The organism is Microbulbifer litoralis (assembly GCF_023634065.1).
Classification (GTDB): domain Bacteria; phylum Pseudomonadota; class Gammaproteobacteria; order Pseudomonadales; family Cellvibrionaceae; genus Microbulbifer; species Microbulbifer litoralis.
In genome coordinates this window covers 65987-80715 of record NZ_JALKCV010000010.1, presented here as the reverse complement: position 1 = coordinate 80715, position 14729 = coordinate 65987, and the positions used below count along the sequence as shown (strand labels likewise).

At 62.7% G+C, this 14729-nt stretch carries 12 protein-coding genes and 3 tRNA genes; 3 read left to right on the top strand and 12 right to left on the bottom strand.

Annotated features, from left to right (window positions below; translation table 11 throughout):
* Positions 1 to 200: 200 nt before the first annotated feature.
* The 4 genes from cysC to MWN76_RS14895 form a co-directional block, all read right to left on the bottom strand.
* A complete protein-coding gene (gene cysC / locus MWN76_RS14910; protein WP_250462443.1) occupies positions 201 to 827 on the bottom strand; it encodes an adenylyl-sulfate kinase in 627 nt (208 codons plus the stop codon).
* Positions 828 to 1041: 214 nt separating this feature from the next.
* Positions 1042 to 1117 (bottom strand) — tRNA-His (locus tag MWN76_RS14905).
* A gap of 213 nt (positions 1118 to 1330) precedes the next feature.
* Positions 1331 to 1407: transfer RNA gene (locus MWN76_RS14900), tRNA-Arg, on the bottom strand.
* Between the two features lie 19 nt (positions 1408 to 1426).
* A tRNA-Pro gene (locus MWN76_RS14895) sits at positions 1427 to 1503 on the bottom strand.
* Positions 1504 to 1828: 325 nt separating this feature from the next.
* Between MWN76_RS14895 and folD the strand changes: the two genes are divergently transcribed.
* The 3 genes from folD to MWN76_RS14880 all read left to right on the top strand — a co-directional run bounded on the left by folD (position 1829) and on the right by MWN76_RS14880 (position 4516).
* Positions 1829 to 2677 carry a bifunctional methylenetetrahydrofolate dehydrogenase/methenyltetrahydrofolate cyclohydrolase FolD gene (gene folD / locus MWN76_RS14890; protein ID WP_250462441.1) on the top strand — a complete coding sequence of 283 codons (849 nt, stop codon included), beginning with the start codon at positions 1829 to 1831 and terminating at the stop codon, positions 2675 to 2677.
* 110 nt (positions 2678 to 2787) lie between these two features.
* Complete coding sequence (gene rsuA, locus MWN76_RS14885) at positions 2788 to 3480, top strand: 16S rRNA pseudouridine(516) synthase RsuA (RefSeq protein WP_250462439.1); 693 nt, start codon at positions 2788 to 2790, stop codon at positions 3478 to 3480.
* 13 nt (positions 3481 to 3493) lie between these two features.
* A complete protein-coding gene (locus tag MWN76_RS14880; RefSeq protein WP_250462437.1) occupies positions 3494 to 4516 on the top strand; it encodes a class I SAM-dependent methyltransferase in 1023 nt (340 codons plus the stop codon).
* Between the two features lie 89 nt (positions 4517 to 4605).
* Here the strand turns inward: MWN76_RS14880 and MWN76_RS14875 are convergent, their stop codons facing one another.
* The 8 genes from MWN76_RS14875 to MWN76_RS14840 all read right to left on the bottom strand — a co-directional run bounded on the left by MWN76_RS14875 (position 4606) and on the right by MWN76_RS14840 (position 14718).
* The gene (locus MWN76_RS14875) at positions 4606 to 5061 is read right to left on the bottom strand and encodes a hypothetical protein (RefSeq protein WP_250462435.1); all 456 of its coding nucleotides are present in this window, start codon (positions 5059 to 5061) and stop codon (positions 4606 to 4608) included.
* 87 nt (positions 5062 to 5148) lie between these two features.
* Positions 5149 to 5895 (bottom strand): methyltransferase domain-containing protein, encoded by a 747-nt coding sequence (locus MWN76_RS14870; protein ID WP_250462432.1) that lies wholly within the window; start codon positions 5893 to 5895, stop codon positions 5149 to 5151.
* Entirely contained in the window at positions 5895 to 6362 is a 468-nt protein-coding gene (locus tag MWN76_RS14865) for a GAF domain-containing protein (protein WP_250462429.1), read from the bottom strand. The genes MWN76_RS14870 and MWN76_RS14865 overlap by 1 nt, the downstream gene beginning before the upstream one ends.
* A gap of 135 nt (positions 6363 to 6497) precedes the next feature.
* The gene (locus MWN76_RS14860; protein ID WP_250462427.1) at positions 6498 to 6980 is read right to left on the bottom strand and encodes a hypothetical protein; all 483 of its coding nucleotides are present in this window, start codon (positions 6978 to 6980) and stop codon (positions 6498 to 6500) included.
* Between the two features lie 190 nt (positions 6981 to 7170).
* Positions 7171 to 8385, bottom strand: coding sequence for a Wadjet anti-phage system protein JetD domain-containing protein (locus tag MWN76_RS14855; RefSeq protein WP_250462424.1), 1215 nt, complete (start codon positions 8383 to 8385; stop codon positions 7171 to 7173).
* A gap of 258 nt (positions 8386 to 8643) precedes the next feature.
* Complete coding sequence (locus tag MWN76_RS14850; RefSeq protein ID WP_250462422.1) at positions 8644 to 12267, bottom strand: ATP-binding protein; 3624 nt, start codon at positions 12265 to 12267, stop codon at positions 8644 to 8646.
* A 134-nt stretch (positions 12268 to 12401) separates the two neighbouring features.
* Positions 12402 to 13127, bottom strand: a complete 726-nt coding sequence (locus tag MWN76_RS14845) for a DUF4194 domain-containing protein (RefSeq protein ID WP_250462420.1) — start codon at positions 13125 to 13127, stop codon at positions 12402 to 12404.
* Between the two features lie 160 nt (positions 13128 to 13287).
* A complete protein-coding gene (locus MWN76_RS14840) occupies positions 13288 to 14718 on the bottom strand; it encodes a Wadjet anti-phage system protein JetA family protein (protein ID WP_250462418.1) in 1431 nt (476 codons plus the stop codon).
* Positions 14719 to 14729: the final 11 nt, after the last annotated feature.

The window sequence follows — 14729 nt, the reverse complement described above, 5'->3', positions numbered from 1 at the left end:
ATAGGCGGGCTCACCGGCGTTTGGCGCCCAATGTAGCCAGAGTGCTGAGAATGGCGAAAACACTGGCGGCGAAAGAAATACCAGTGGGGGATTAGCTGCCGGGACGGGCTAGTGGGGATTCCCGGATTCCGCTGCGCTGCATCCGGGCTACATCAGTCATGTTATTGATGCTGGATGTATCGCAGCGGAATCTGGGAATTCTAGGAGTTGATGATACCGCGTTGCTCGAGGTTGGCGAGGACGCTTTCCACCTCTTCTTCCAGTGTCATCTGGTCGGTGCGCAGGTGCAGTTCCGGCGCGGTGGGCTCCTCGTAGGGATCGTCGATCCCGGTAAAACCGCGGATCTCGCCGGCGCGGGCCTTCTTGTAGAGCCCCTTGGGATCGCGGGACTCGGCCGCCTCCAGGGAGCAGTCTACGAACACCTCGAGATACGGCAGGTCACCCTCGACGTGCATGCGGCGCACAATGTCGCGGTCTTCGCGATAGGGGCTGATGAAACTGCTCAGCACCACCACCCCGCTGTCGGCGAACAGCTTGGAGATCTCACCCACCCGGCGGATGTTCTCCGTGCGGTCTTCGGCGGAGAAACCCAGGTTGGCATTGATACCGTGGCGGATATTGTCGCCGTCCAAGCGGTAGCTCAGTACACCGCGCGCGGCCAGGGCCTTTTCCACTGCCACGGCCACGGTGCTCTTACCGGAGCCTGACAGGCCGGTGAACCACAGGGTAACGCCCTTGTGACCGAGCATCCCGGCGCGATCGTCGCGAGTTACATCACCATCGTGCCAATGAATATTTGTCGCCTTGCGTTCCACGGTCTCTGTCACCTTTTATCCCCCAAAACCTTCACCAATCGTTTCAATTCAACACCCGCTCAACGGCATGGACTTATAACCAAAAGCTATTGAAATTCAGGTGCTTACAAATTATCGATCATTAAGTGCGCAGCGTAAAGCGCCGCCAGGCCAAAAACACCGACCGGAACGAAAAAACCCGGCATTCAGCCGGGTTTTTCGGAGCCTGCAAAGCAGGCTGGAGAAATGGGGTGGCCGACGGGGATCGAACCCGCGACCTCAGGAGCCACAATCCTGTGCTCTACCAACTGAGCTACGGCCACCATTGAAAGTGCTATCAGCTGACGCCTTGTGGCAACGTCAAACCTGCCGATAGACAAGGCATTCGGCAGGGCCGGGGCGGACGTCTGCGAAGCACCGCTTCGCGTCCGTCCCGGCGCCCATCAGCTACGCTGATGGGCCGGAATAGTCCTGCGACCCCAAGCCAGCAGCAGATTCCTTCGAAACTGCCGAGCTTTAAGCCGCCACCAAAAATATGGCGCACCCGGCAGGACTCGAACCTGCGACCATCCGCTTAGAAGGCGGATGCTCTATCCAGCTGAGCTACGGGCGCATGACAACCCGGTAAAACCTGGTCGGGGCAGAGGGATTCGAACCCCCGACATCCTGCTCCCAAAGCAGGCGCGCTACCAGACTGCGCTATGCCCCGTTAAGGCCAAATCCCAGGATCTGGCAGCGGAGATCGATACCTCTTCCCCGCGGTCTCGTGACCGGCCGTTGCCGTCCCCGAGAGAGCGCGCATAATACTGACACCCCCGGAGGGAGTCAACGCCGCTAAGCTATTCTTTTTGAAGTAATTTACCCGACAGTATACACAGTCCTGAATCCGGGACTTCACGGATTCGGGCCCCATGACCGGGGGCGGAAATTATTCCCGGCCTGTGCGAAAATAGCCGGCTTCGCAATTTCGGCCGGGCAATCGTCTGCTACGGCCCACAAGCCCACGACTTCTATTTTGGTTTGAGATAGCACCTATGTCTGCACTGGTTCTGGACGGCAAAGCCCTGGCAAAGAAAACGGAAGAGGAACTCTCCGCCCGCGTGGCGGCACTGAAAGAGAAGAGCGGCGGCCAGACGCCAATCCTCGCCACCATCCTGGTCGGGGACGACCCGGCTTCCGCCACCTACGTCAAAATGAAAGGCAACGCCTGCCGCCGCGTGGGCATGGATTCCATGCAGGTGGAGCTGCCCTCCTCTACCACGACGGAGGAACTGCTGGCCAGGATCGGGGAACTGAATGCCAACCCGAATGTGCACGGCATTCTGCTGCAGCACCCGGTGCCGGAACAGATCGACGAGCGCGCCTGCTTTGACGCCATCGAACTGGACAAAGACGTCGACGGTGTCACCTGCCTCGGTTTCGGCCGCATGGCAATGGGCGAAGAAGCCTACGGCTGCGCAACGCCGAAAGGCATCATGCGCCTGCTGGAGGCCTACGAGATCGATCTCGCCGGCAAGCACGCAGTGGTCGTCGGCCGCAGCCCGATCCTGGGCAAACCCATGGCCGCGATGCTGCTGAACGCCAACGCTACCGTCACCATCTGCCACTCCCGCACCCGGGACCTGGCCGGGCATATCGGCCGCGCCGATATCGTCGTCGGCGCCGTCGGCCGCCCGGAGTTTATCAAGGCCGAATGGATCGGGGACGGCGCCGTGGTCGTCGACGCCGGCTACCATCCCGGCGGCGTCGGCGATATCGAACTGGAGCCGCTGAAAGAGCGCGCGGCCGCCTACACGCCGGTGCCCGGCGGCGTGGGTCCCATGACCATCAATACACTGATCTACCAGTCCGTGGACTCGGGTGAGCGCAAGATCGGGGGTTGAACCTCCGCTCGCCGGCCCTCCCCATCCGGGAAAGGGTCCCAGCCCGCCCCGGCCCCGATCCGGGGCCAGGGCCATCCACCGAACTCCCACTGCGCGACCGGAAACACTCAATGCGCCTAGACAAAGCCGTCAGCCAGGTCACCGACCTGTCCCGCTCCGACGTCAAAAAAGCGGCACGGGCGGAGCGGATCACCGTCAACGACCTGGTAGTCACCGATGCCGCCGCCCAAATAGCCGACAGCGACCTTGTCTGCCTCGACGGCGAACCGCTGCAGGAACCGGGGCCGCGCTACATCATGCTGCATAAGCCGCTGGGCTACGTCAGCGCCACCAAGGACAGCGAACACCCCACGGTGCTGGACCTGCTCGACGAGCCCAACAAACACAAACTCCATATCGCCGGCCGCCTGGATATCGATACCACCGGCCTGGTACTGCTGACCGACGACGGCCAGTGGTCCCACAGGATCACCTCGCCGCGCCACCACTGCGACAAAACCTATTACGCCCACCTGGCGGAGCGGATCGGCGACGATGCCGCGGAGAAATTTGCCAGGGGCATCTGGCTGGACAACGAGAAGAAACGGACCAAACCGGCAAAACTGGAGATCCTCTACGCCAACGAGGTACGCCTTACCATCGGCGAGGGCCGCTACCACCAGGTCAAGCGGATGTTTGCCGCCCTGGGCAACCGGGTGCTGGAGCTGCACCGCGAACGCATCGGCGACATCCTGCTCGACGAGGAACTCGAGCCCGGCGACTACCGTTTCCTGACCGCGGAGGAAATCGCCTCGGTCCACTAGGCGAAGCCAAACCATGACCGCCCTGCTGCAACAACTACTTCAAGAGGATCCCGCCGAGACCCTGTGGATCGCCGACGAAAACAGTAAGGCCCTGCTGGCCGGGGACTTCCGCTTTGCCGGCGACCTGCTGACCAATCGCTGGGATATAGCGCAGCTGGCCCGGCACAGGACCCGCGAGATTTTTTTCAGCGATTTTGACCTGGCCGCCGCGAAAAAAACCTATCGACGCGTCCTGTTCCCGGTCTCCAAAGAAAAGGCCGTGGCGCACCATGTGATCAACCGGGCAGCGGATATCCTTGCACCACAGGGGCAACTGCTGCTGTGCGGGCAGAAAAGCAGCGGCATCAAAACCTATGCCGGCAAGGTGGCGCAGTATTTCGGCTGCGCCAAGGCCCTGCGGAAATCCGGCCAGGAATATTTGAGTATCAATGCACTGCCGGATACCGGCGCCGGCGGAACCCGCCTGGATGACAGCGACTACGCGCAGCTCCGCCCGCTGGAAACCCTGGATGGCCTCTACAGCAAACCGGGCCTGTTCGGCTGGAACAAGGTCGATACCGGCAGCGCACTACTCGCGCACCAGTTCGGCGATCACCTGCCCGAAAGCGGCGCCCGCGTTGTCGACCTGGGCTGCGGCTACGGCTATCTCGGCAGCCAGCTGGCCGCCCTCGGCGACTTCCACTTTATCGCCACCGACAACAACGCCGCCGCCCTGGCCGCCTGCGCGCGGAATTTTGCCGAGCGGGAAATCCGGGGGGAAGTCACACCGTCCGACGCGGGCGACAGGCTGGAGAGCAACAGCGCCGACCTGGCGATCTGCAATCCGCCTTTTCACCAGGGCTTCCAGGTGGAGGGCGACCTCACCGACCGCTTTCTGGAAAATGTCGCGCGGGTATTGAAGTCCGGGGGGCGGGCCCTGTTCGTGGTCAACGAGTTTATTCCCCTGGGGCGCAAGGCGCGGGCATATTTTGCAACAGTGGACCTGATCGCCAGGGACAGGGGCTTCTGCGTTTACCGTCTTGCCGGTCCGTCGTAACAGCCTGCCCGGGGGTCTTGGCGTCGGGGACTCTTTCGGTAGCGGGATTCCCGGATTCCGCTGCGCTTCATCCGGGCTACGGCAACTACCTAATAGTCGCGCAGATTGAACAGGTTCATCGACAGGGTGTGCTCTTCCAGTTCCTCCAGATCCCGCAATCGCTCGAATGCATCCCGCGCCGATGGCGTCTCGGCGCCCTGGGCCAGGTCGCGGTACTGGTCGGCGAGGTACATTTCTATATCCATCGCCAGGCTGGAGATATCGTCGAGGTTCTCTATATCCAGGTTGCGCAGCCGCTGCAGGAACTGCTGCTCTCGCCCCTCCGGGGCAAACTGTACCCAGGTGTGCAGGGCGCCGGGCGTCAGGTCGTCGTGGAAATTTTCCAGCGAGTGGGCCATCGAGTTCTCGCGCCGCTTGAGTTGATCCAGCAACAACTCGACGCGCTTATCGGTGGCCAGTTGTTCGTACTCGCCATATTTTTGCGCCAGCTGGATATGAAAAGCCCGCCCCTCGTGGATGACATCTTCGACGGTTTTGTAGCGCATCGACCGATACCGAAAAAAGAACTACCTCATTCCCAGTATAGACACGCTGTGACAAACGGCGCCAATCGTGACGCCACCCGCACGGGACTATTTAAGACGCCTCAGTCGGCTGTCCAGCCGGCGGGAAGCGTGGCCCGGATTGATACGGGCCGGGGCTTCCGCCACCAGCTGTCTGCGGGACAACGGGCGCCGGCTGGTGGCCAGCACACAGTTTTCATAGGCGGGCAGTTCGGCAGTCCAGCGGTGCGGGAATTCGGCCCCGACGGCGGAATCGCGCCAGGCACTGGCGAGCAGCTCGCGGCGGCTGCCGAAGTTGCTGACCAGCAGTCCATCGTCATCGAGCAGTCCGGACAGGCTGCGGCACCACGTGCGGTCCGCCGCCACAGAGCGCTCCACCTCACCGCCGGCATGGCCAAAAAGATCGTCGATGACCAGATCGTAGGAACCCGGTTGCCCTTCCGCCAATGCCGATGCAACAAATTCCCGCGCGTCGGCACAGACCAGTTCCGCGTCGCGCACCCCGAAGAAGCGGCGCGCCACGTCGAGATGCACCGGGTCCAGATCCACGCCCACAATCCGCGCCGGAGCCACAAAGGTCTGCAGCAGGCGGATAAGCGCACCGCCGCCAACCCCCAGAAGCAGCACCGAGCGGATCTGCCCGGCGGGCAGGAAGAAGGCCGGCAACAGCAGCAGTTCCCACAGGGAGCCCTTCAACGGATCGCGTGGATTCCACTGGGAATGGAAAACACCATTGCTGAACAGGCGCACGCTGGCGCCGTGATTGCGCACCTGGTAGAGGTTGCCGGCGGCCCTCTTCTGCCAGACCAGCGCCATCAGCCGGGCAGGTCCGAGTGCTCCAGCAGCACTCGCGCAAATTGCTGCAGCCCGGCCAGGTCGTCGCCGGTAAAGCGGCCGACGGTGGGGCTGTCGATATCCAGTACCCCCAGGCAGTGATCGCCGTTGTACAGCGGAATCACCACTTCCGAAGCGGATACCGCATCGCAGGCGATATGGCCGGGGAATGCGTGTACGTCCTCGACCAGCTGCGACTCGGCAGTGGCCACGGCGGTACCGCAAACCCCCTGGCCCACCGGAATACGGGTGCAGGCCGGTTTGCCCTGGAAGGGCCCGAGACGCAACTCTTCCCCGTGCAGGAAGTAGAATCCGGCCCAGTTGATATCCGCCAGCTCCATAAACAGCAGCGCACCGGCATTGGCCGTATTGGCCAGCCAGTCGCGCTCGCCGGATAGCAGGCCGGAAAGCTGTTCGCTCAGGGCGTCGTAAAAATTACCGCTCGACATGGATCTCCTACTCCGGGTCCGATTTCGGAAAATACGCCAGGCAAAAGAAAGCCCCCGGATAACCGCGGGCGCCTGGCACCTCGCTCAATCTGGGGGCTATGTCTACAGATTCAATGGCAAGCGGGCTATTGCAGGCTATTGATAGGGATCGACCAACTGGCCCGCTTCGGCGTCGCCGCTGTCTTGCGATTGCGAGCGGTACTGCTCCGCATCCACCGTGGGCCCTTCCCACTCGGCATCGCTCCCGGAATCATCGCCCTCATCGCCGTGGATAGCGGGCGCGCTGCTGGTAACGTCGGAGGCGATCAATTCACGTCCGTCGCTGCGACGCCGTTGGCGTGAACTGTCGACTTCCCTTTCCGCAGGCCGCACGGTGCGGTTGTCGCGGCGCACACGATTGGCAATGGTGCTCAAATGCGGGCGGCGGCGCTCGGCGAGCTTCACCGCCTCAAGCTCGCCGTTGAGCCGGTTGACCTCCGCCTGCAGATCGCCCACCTGGGCCTGCAGCTCGGTGATCTGGGTCAGGACTCCCTTGACCTTGCGGCTCTCTTTTTCGTACAGCACTGCGGCGCCGCCAAAAGCCAGAACGAAAACAACCAGAATGGAAAACTGACGCATAGCACTCTCCAGCAAATTCCTTTTCAGAGTTGCCGATTATGAAAAAAGTGAGCGACATCTTCTGCGAACCTGCGCATAAATCGCAAGCGCTGAACGTGACTGCAAGTCCAGTATTTCCCCCGGGGCCCAAGCGGGAACGTAGCCCGGATGAAGCGCAGCGGAATCCGGGAATCCGGCGGAATCCGCAAACTCACAGTCCCGACTGCGCCACCAGCGCATCCAGCTCCCCCGGCGCCACCGCTTCCTGGTCCACGCAGCGGCCACTCTGCCGCAGTGCCGGCAGCAGGGCCCGATCCGCATAGTCACAGCCGGTTGCCTCGATCACCCGCTGCCCCACTTTCCCCGCCTGAAGCGGCAGGTGACCACAGCCCCCGCGCAGGCGCCGCTCCAGCAGCGAGTATCCCGGCTGCCAGCAATCCAGATCGGCGAAACTGCGCTTCAGGGCCGCGGCAATCTGCATGCCCTCGTAGTCGAGATCGCCCCAGAAATGCACCGGCAGCTCGGTCTCCCCCTGGTCCTGCCACCATTGCAGGAAATCCCGGCGCAGTTCCAGCGGCGCCTGGTTGAGGACGCTGAAACGGGCCACGCCCGGCGCCCTGACCCGCGCGGCACCGCCGCGGTAGCCCTCGATATAGACCAGTGCCGCAGTCTGCGGCTGGCAGCCCGCCAGCGCCAGGAACGAATCCTGGTTTTCCACCAGCAGCACCCGCTGCAGCTGCTCCGGCAGGTACAGGTGCATCAGCAACGGCCGCTCGCGAATCCGGTTGCACAGGCTCGGGAACAGCATTCGCACCAGCGCCTGGCGGGACTCCGCATCCAGGTACTTGGAATCGCCGAGGAAGCAGCGGGCCGACAGCTGGCGCCAGGACAGCGTCTCGGCCCCGGCCAGTTCCCCGCCGACCGAGGCCCAGCAGGCCAGCAGCTGTTCAAAATCTGCAAAACCGGGATCCAGTTCGAGGCCACCGGGAGGAAAGGCATCGGGGTATTCAAAGCGGCCCGCCCGCGCCGTTAGCGCCGCCTGCCACTCCGGGTTCACCCGCACCGGGCGCGGGCGATCCAGCCATTCGCGAACCAGTTGCTCGCGCCGGTCGTTGAAATACAGCCGCGCGCCCTCCCAGGCTGCACTGCCCGCCCCCGGCCGCTTGGGTGGCTTGATGGAGAAACAGTTGTAGTCATTGGCGAGCCACTGCAGCTCGTCCCAGAGCTCGCCGTCGTCGTAGTGGGGGTCGGTAAACGGTGACAGGGCCGCGCGCAGGTCGCGGGGCGCGTTCTTCGGGTCCAGGGTCAGGGCGATGGGCTTTTCCTCGCCGGTCAGGATCTGCCGGTCGCGCCGGTCGAGCACGTATTCGAGCACGTCCATGATCACCGGGTTGGCGGCGGCCAGTTCGGGGATTTGTATTGCCATTATTTCCTCCCTGTTCCCTTCCGACTTCCGTAGAGGCGAACCTTGCGCTCCCCTCGGCGGATAAAAACTCCACAGTCGATGCGAAGGGCCTGCTGCCGGTAGCTGTTTGCGGGAGTGTCTGCGAGAGGGACCTCGCAGACAAGCCTACAGGGATGTATTCACGGCGTCTCCCGCAAACAGCTACCGGTGGCAGGCCCGCCCAAAGCTCTCTAATGGGCACCACCTTGGGAGCCCCGAAAAAAACCGATCATTGTGAAGCTACTCCACCATATCCATAAATTCCAACGACGCCTGCTGGCGGATTGTGCGGCGGTGATTGGCCCAGAGTTCGGCGATCCGCTCGCTATTGCAGACCTTGCGGTCCACGTAAACGCGGGTATTCAGTTCACCGATGGGCGTCGCACTCGGACACTTGCTGAATACGAACTGGTTGGAGATCAGGTCCATAAAAGGGCCGGATTTGCTCGACGGCATGATAAACAGTAGCTGCAGGCCCAAGGTTTCGGTCAGGTAGCGGATCACCTCCCGCGAGCGGGATTCGTCCATCTTCGAGAAGGCCTCGTCCACCAGCACCATCTGCAGGTGGCTGCTGCCCTCGTTAAAGCGAAACGCCGAGGTGACCGCCGCCGAGCGGATGATATAGGCCGGTGTCTCAAGCTGGCCGCCGGAACCGGTACCATACTGGCTGAGCGCGATCGGCTCCTTGCCGTCCGGCTCCTTGTAGATCTCGTAGTTGCGGTAATTGCGGTAGTCGCTGATGCGCTCCAATTCCCGCCGCGCCAGTTGCTCGTCATCGCTGAGCAGCATATTCAGCAGCCTGTCGCGCACCCTGGCCTGCTCGTCGCTGAGTTGCGCGTCGAACAGGCTCTCCTCCTCACCCAGGTTGGGCAGCTCGATCACCGCCTTGAAAAAGCCCCAGTACTCGCGGAATTCCGGCACCCACTTGTAATCGAAGCGGAAGCGCTCGCGGTCGGCACCGAAGCGATGGTGCTCCAGTTCCTTGTTCAGGTCGTCCAGCACCCGCTTGCCGTCGTTGATCGACTGGTAAATGGCGTGACACAGATGCGTGACGAAGGTGGTGTTGAAGGATTTCTTCAGGCCGGTGAGCTGCTCGTGGCGGTCCACCAGCAGGTTGTTCTTCAGGCGGTTGCGCAGCGCCGTCACCTGCTCCACCAGCTGGCATACCAGCTTGAACTGACCCTCGTTGTGACCGGCGGAAAAATCCGGATCGAACGCCAGTGTGTCGCCGGTGCTGCAGTTGCTGTTGTAATCCCGCACGCCACTGAGCAACTGGTTCTGGTATTTCTGCAGCAGCCCCTGCCACTCCTCGATATCCTCGGAGAAATCGAAACTGCTGCCGGCCCGGGCCGCCTGGTCATCGGCTCTCTGCAGGGTGGATTCGGCATCGAAATCCGGGCTGATATGCACGATGCGCTGTACCGCCGCCTCGCAATCGGCCAGGGTTTCCTCCAGCGTATCCAGCTGCGTCGACAGGCCCTTGAGCTGTTTGTCGATATTTTCCAGGTCCCGCTCCAGCTTGCCCACCTGCTTTTGCAGGCCGGCCTGGGTTTTGCGCTCCGCCTCCAGCTTGTCGTGCAGTTCCGAGGCCTGCCGCTCCAGCTCGATACCGTCGTCCAGGTCCAGGTTGGCCAGCGCCTGTTCGGCGCTGCGCAGCTCCCGCTGCGCCGACAGTGCCGCGTCGACTGACTCCAGCAGTTTCAGCGGTGCCAACGCCCGCACCGCATCGCCGATACGGCGCAACTGGCGCTGCTGATCGTTGACCTGCGAAGCTTCCAGCAGCAGCTGCTCCAGCGCCTGCTGCTGCGCCGCCAGCGCGCGGGCGCGGGCGCCCTGGCCGAAGACCAGGTCCGCCTCGTCGATATCGCAGCGCCACATACTGTAGTTGCCACTGGCCAGGCCCTCGGCCGTGAGGCCGCGGCGGGTGCCGCGCAGCTCCTCGGCGTCGCGCACCTGCAGTACCGAGCCGTAGGAGGCGCGCAGGTAGTACTCGGCGGTCTTGTGGGAGAAAGACATCAACTCCAGGATCGATCTGGCCGGCGGCTCCATGCGCTCCGCATCCCGGCGCGCCTTGTCCCCCTGGATCACCCGTGCGCGGTTATTGCGGCCGGACAGGCTGCGCACGATGCGGATCGCCTCGGCCTCGCAGGCCGGCTCGACGATGATCGAGAAACGCGCGCCGCCCATATAACCTTCCACCGCCATCTGCCAGCGTTCGTCCAGCACCTCGACAAAATCGCACAGCACCTGCGGCTCCGCCTGCGGGCACTGTTCGCGAATGGCGGCCAGGGCCTGCTCCACCGACTGCGGGTAACGCACCCGGTTGGACTGCAGGTGGTGGATACGGCTCTCCTGCTGGTGTAGCTGTTTCTGCAACTGCTGTACCCGCAGCTCACCGCGGGAAACCAGTTCGGTGACCTGTTCGCGCAGGGAACCGTCGCCGGAACCCGGCTCGCCCAGCTGTTCCACCAGTCGGCTCTGCAGGGATTCCGCCGCGGCCACCTGCTCGCGCAGGGATTCCTGCGCGGCCAGGTCGATCCAGTCGCGGCCCAGCAGGTTCTGCAGGTCGGGTAAATCCTCGGCGCGGGCCGCGGACTTGATCGCCTTGAGCAGCCCCTTGTCGGCGAAGGCCGGCATTTCCATGGACACGGAAGTGCTGTTGATCAGTTCCAGCAAGTCGCTCGCGGCCGTGCGGTTGGCGGCAAAGGTTTTCTGCTGCGCCGACAGTGGATTGGCCAGCGCCGCCAGGGCGCGGTTGGCATCGGCGATATTGCGGTCCAGCTCGTCCTTGGTGCGCAGCGCGGCAATCCCCTGGCGCTGCGCCTGTACGGATACCAGTTGCTCATTCAGTTCGCGGCTGCGCTGTTCCGCCAGCTGGATTTCGCGGCTGCTGTGCTCCAGTTCCGCGCGCGATTCCTTCTGTCGGTTCTTGCCCTCGAGGTAGGTTTTCTGCACCTGCAGCTGCTGGTGTTTGGCCCGCAGGTATTCCTGCACCCGCAGTTGCCGCCACTGCTCGGTATAGAGATCGGCGGATTCGGCGATGCGCTGCAGCGAGTCGACGCGCTCGACGATCTCGCGCGCCTCCTGCTCCATACCGTGGATGGTCTTCATCAACTCGGACACTGAGCGGATGGCGTCGCCCAGGTCGCGTTTCTCCAGCACCTCCTGGGCGACGAAGTCGTTGATGCTCTTGACCGGCTTGTAGGCCATAAAGTTGGAGAAGGTGCGCGCCGCATGCGTGGCCTCGCGATCCGGCACCGCATCGCGGCGCCCGCGCAGCGCGCCGTAGAGACGGCGCAGGTAGGCCTTTTTCTTGTCGTACTGCTCGACTTTCTCGAACTGCTTGCTGGCCACGCTGTAGAATTTGTCCAGCGCCAGCAAATGCTTGCCGTCCCGGTATTCCTTGACGAAATCGGTCAGTGCCAGTTGCTCTCCGGGAATCACGAAAAACTTCAGCGCATCCTGGCGCGCCTGTGCTGGCTTGCTGCTGGAGTCCAGGTGTGCGCGGATGCCCATCACCGCGGTAAACGGTTCGCCGTCCTCACCCTCGGTGGGGTAGAAAACGCCGGTGATATAGCAGTCGGTGGGCTGCAGCCGCGCGTAGCTGCCGTCGTCACAGCCGAGCACGTAGGACGCCAGGGTGCGCACCTGCTTGCCGCCGCGGCCACGCTGGGTGGTTTCATCCTGGCCCGGGTTGAAGGTGAACAGCGTGTCGTGGGCGGCGGTCATCAGCGTCTGGATGGCGTCCGCGGCCGTGGTCTTGCCGGAGCCATTGCCACCGGAAAACAGGTTGATGGGGCCGAATTCGTATTCCAGTTGCGGAATATTGCCCCAGTTGATCAGGATCAGTTTTTTTAGAAACATATTTTTATCTGGCGCCAGTCGATTCGTCATGCCGGCGAAGGCCGGTATCCAGTTCGTGCCCCCTGGATTCCGGCATGCGCCGGAATGACGAAACCCTATACATCAAGATAGGTTTGAATTAATGAGCGTTTCTATTATCCGGCTTCCGTTTCGGCGAACAGGCTGTGGTCTTCGCTGTCCGGCGTTATCCGTTCCTGTTCTTGCCCTTCAGCTTCCACTTCCGCCCGCTCGCCCGGCTCCCGATCGAGCAGTTGCTGCAGCGTGGCTTCCGTCACGAACTGGGCGATGGTGGGCCGCACCCGCAACAGGGTATCGGCGACGGCCTCGCTGTCCTCACCGGCAAACTGGACCAGGCGCAGCTGGCGCAGTTTTTTCAGCAACTGCTTGCGCTCCGCCAGTTTCTCCGGCAGCGACATTTTCAGCAGGTTGCGCAGACCCAGTTCCAGCGCTTCGAGCGACAGCGCCACGCAACCCTGCTCGTCCACCTGCCCCTCGCGCAGGCATTTGTCGTATTCCACCCGCAGCACCAGGATGGCCGCCACTTCCTGTTGTGTCAGGCGCGCGCGGAAACCGCCGTGGTGCGGTTCTTCCTGGTCCGGCATAGCCGGCACTTCGGAGCCGGGTGGGTAGACGCGGATAAAGCGGAAGCGACTGTCGTGCTGCAGCCGCACACCCAGCGGCTGCAGCCACTCGCGCACCAGTTGCTCACAGCGCTGGAAGCGGTCGTAGAGCAGCGTTTCAATATTGCTCTCGTCGCGGCAGATCACGCCGTAGTCGAGCAGGCGCACCAGCAGCTCGGAGAATTCACTGCGCGTTGTACGGCACTGTGTCAGCGCCTCTTCCAAAGCCTGTTCAATCACTTTTATTTCTCTACCAATCTATTCCGGCCTCTGCCGTAGCCCGGATGGAGCGCAGCGGAATCCGGGAATCGCCCGGAATGGAGCCACCCTCCCGGATTCCGGCGCTGCGCGCCTGCATCCGGGCTACAGTCCGTGCCGGCACCGGCTCTGCGGATCTCGCTCAATCTCGGAGTACCAACTCAAACTTGAACTCATCAAATTCCAGGTAAACGTTTTTACCGCGGCGTTTTTCATCGGAGATACGAAGCTCGAATTCCGATGAAACCTGATTGGCCGCACCAGCTTCCAGCGCATGACTCATGGCCAACAGGTCTCGCGCGTCACGTACAGGTAACTCCGAGCTTCTTACTACGCGGCCATTGCCCAGTGCGCGGCTCATATAATCCTTTATCTGGCCACTGTTCATAGTGAACGCCTGGTCCAGCAGTTGCTGTAACAATATCTCCCTGCGGTTTTCCGCCTCCAGCGGCGCATTCTCCTGCACACGGGTATTGACCGGCTGGCGGCGGCTGCGCTGCCACAGTTGCACCTGCTTCGGGTCGAACAGGCGCAGCTGGAAGGTCGACATCGCCTCGCCCAGCTGTTCCAGCAGTTCACCGCGATCATCGGCACTGCCCAGTTCCTGGCACAACTCGGAAAAGGCGCCCTCGCTGCTGCTCTGCAGATAGCTGAGCTGGCGGATGATGATCTCGGCGCGTTTGGTGAAGCCGTGCAGCGCCTGGCGCAGGGCCGGCAGCTTGACTTCACAGGCGCGGCGCATACGGTCCTCGATGGTATCCAGCATCATCCACAGGATGGACTGCCCCTCCACCGCCAGCTCCGGCAGCAACTGGCGCAGGCGCCGTTCCCATTCCGCCTTCTGCTCGTTTTTCTTGCGCCGAATCTGCCCGATCACCCGGTCGATGGAGTCCCGGTGTTTTTCCACGCTGTCGGCGGACAGGCGGATGGCCAGGTCCGGCTGGAAGCGGCTCTCCATAAAGGAGAAGAATTCATCGGTGGCCTGCTGCACCAGGATCTGCGCTTCCACTTCCCGCACCAGCTCGCGCTTGCGCTCTTCCAGCTCGGCGATCATATCGGTGAAGTCGGCGACGATGCGCTCGGAGTACTCCCAGGCGTCGATCAGGTCGTAGACCTCGCCGCGCCCGGCGAAGGCTTCCAGCGCGTTCAGGGTATTGCGGGTATTGCGGTGGCGGGTGCGCACGCGGGTGCTGTTCAGCTCCACCAGCGGTTGGGTGAACAGGCGGCCGCGGCGGCTGAATGGATAGGTCACCGACAGGGTGGCACTGTCGACCAGTTTCTCCAGCCAGCCGTATTCCACCAGGCTATTCAGGACCCAGACGGCCTGCTCGCGCAGGTTGCGGAAGCGGCCCTCGGTATACTCGGCGTCCCCGTCTTCGCCCTCCAGCTGCGGTGCGCGGGTCAGGGCCTCGCCGAAAATCTCCAGTATCTGTTCGCGCACCAGCGACTCGCCGTAGTCCGCCTTGGCGGTGTACAGGCGCTCGTACAACAGACGCAGGCATTCCACCACCTGCTCGCGGTATTTACCGGTGAGCGGGCGGAAGAAATGCTGGTAGCGGTCCTCGAAAAACAACGGCGTAACGT

Coding starts and splice junctions, on each gene's coding strand:
- rsuA (WP_250462439.1), top strand. CDS start 2,788: ATGCGCCTAGACAAAGCCGTCAGCCAGGTCACCGACCTGTCCCGCTCC.
- MWN76_RS14860 (WP_250462427.1), bottom strand. CDS start 6,980: ATGCGTCAGTTTTCCATTCTGGTTGTTTTCGTTCTGGCTTTTGGCGGC.
- folD (WP_250462441.1), top strand. CDS start 1,829: ATGTCTGCACTGGTTCTGGACGGCAAAGCCCTGGCAAAGAAAACGGAA.
- MWN76_RS14865 (WP_250462429.1), bottom strand. CDS start 6,362: ATGTCGAGCGGTAATTTTTACGACGCCCTGAGCGAACAGCTTTCCGGC.
- MWN76_RS14875 (WP_250462435.1), bottom strand. CDS start 5,061: ATGCGCTACAAAACCGTCGAAGATGTCATCCACGAGGGGCGGGCTTTT.
- MWN76_RS14870 (WP_250462432.1), bottom strand. CDS start 5,895: ATGGCGCTGGTCTGGCAGAAGAGGGCCGCCGGCAACCTCTACCAGGTG.
- MWN76_RS14850 (WP_250462422.1), bottom strand. CDS start 12,267: ATGTTTCTAAAAAAACTGATCCTGATCAACTGGGGCAATATTCCGCAA.
- MWN76_RS14880 (WP_250462437.1), top strand. CDS start 3,494: ATGACCGCCCTGCTGCAACAACTACTTCAAGAGGATCCCGCCGAGACC.
- MWN76_RS14855 (WP_250462424.1), bottom strand. CDS start 8,385: ATGGCAATACAAATCCCCGAACTGGCCGCCGCCAACCCGGTGATCATG.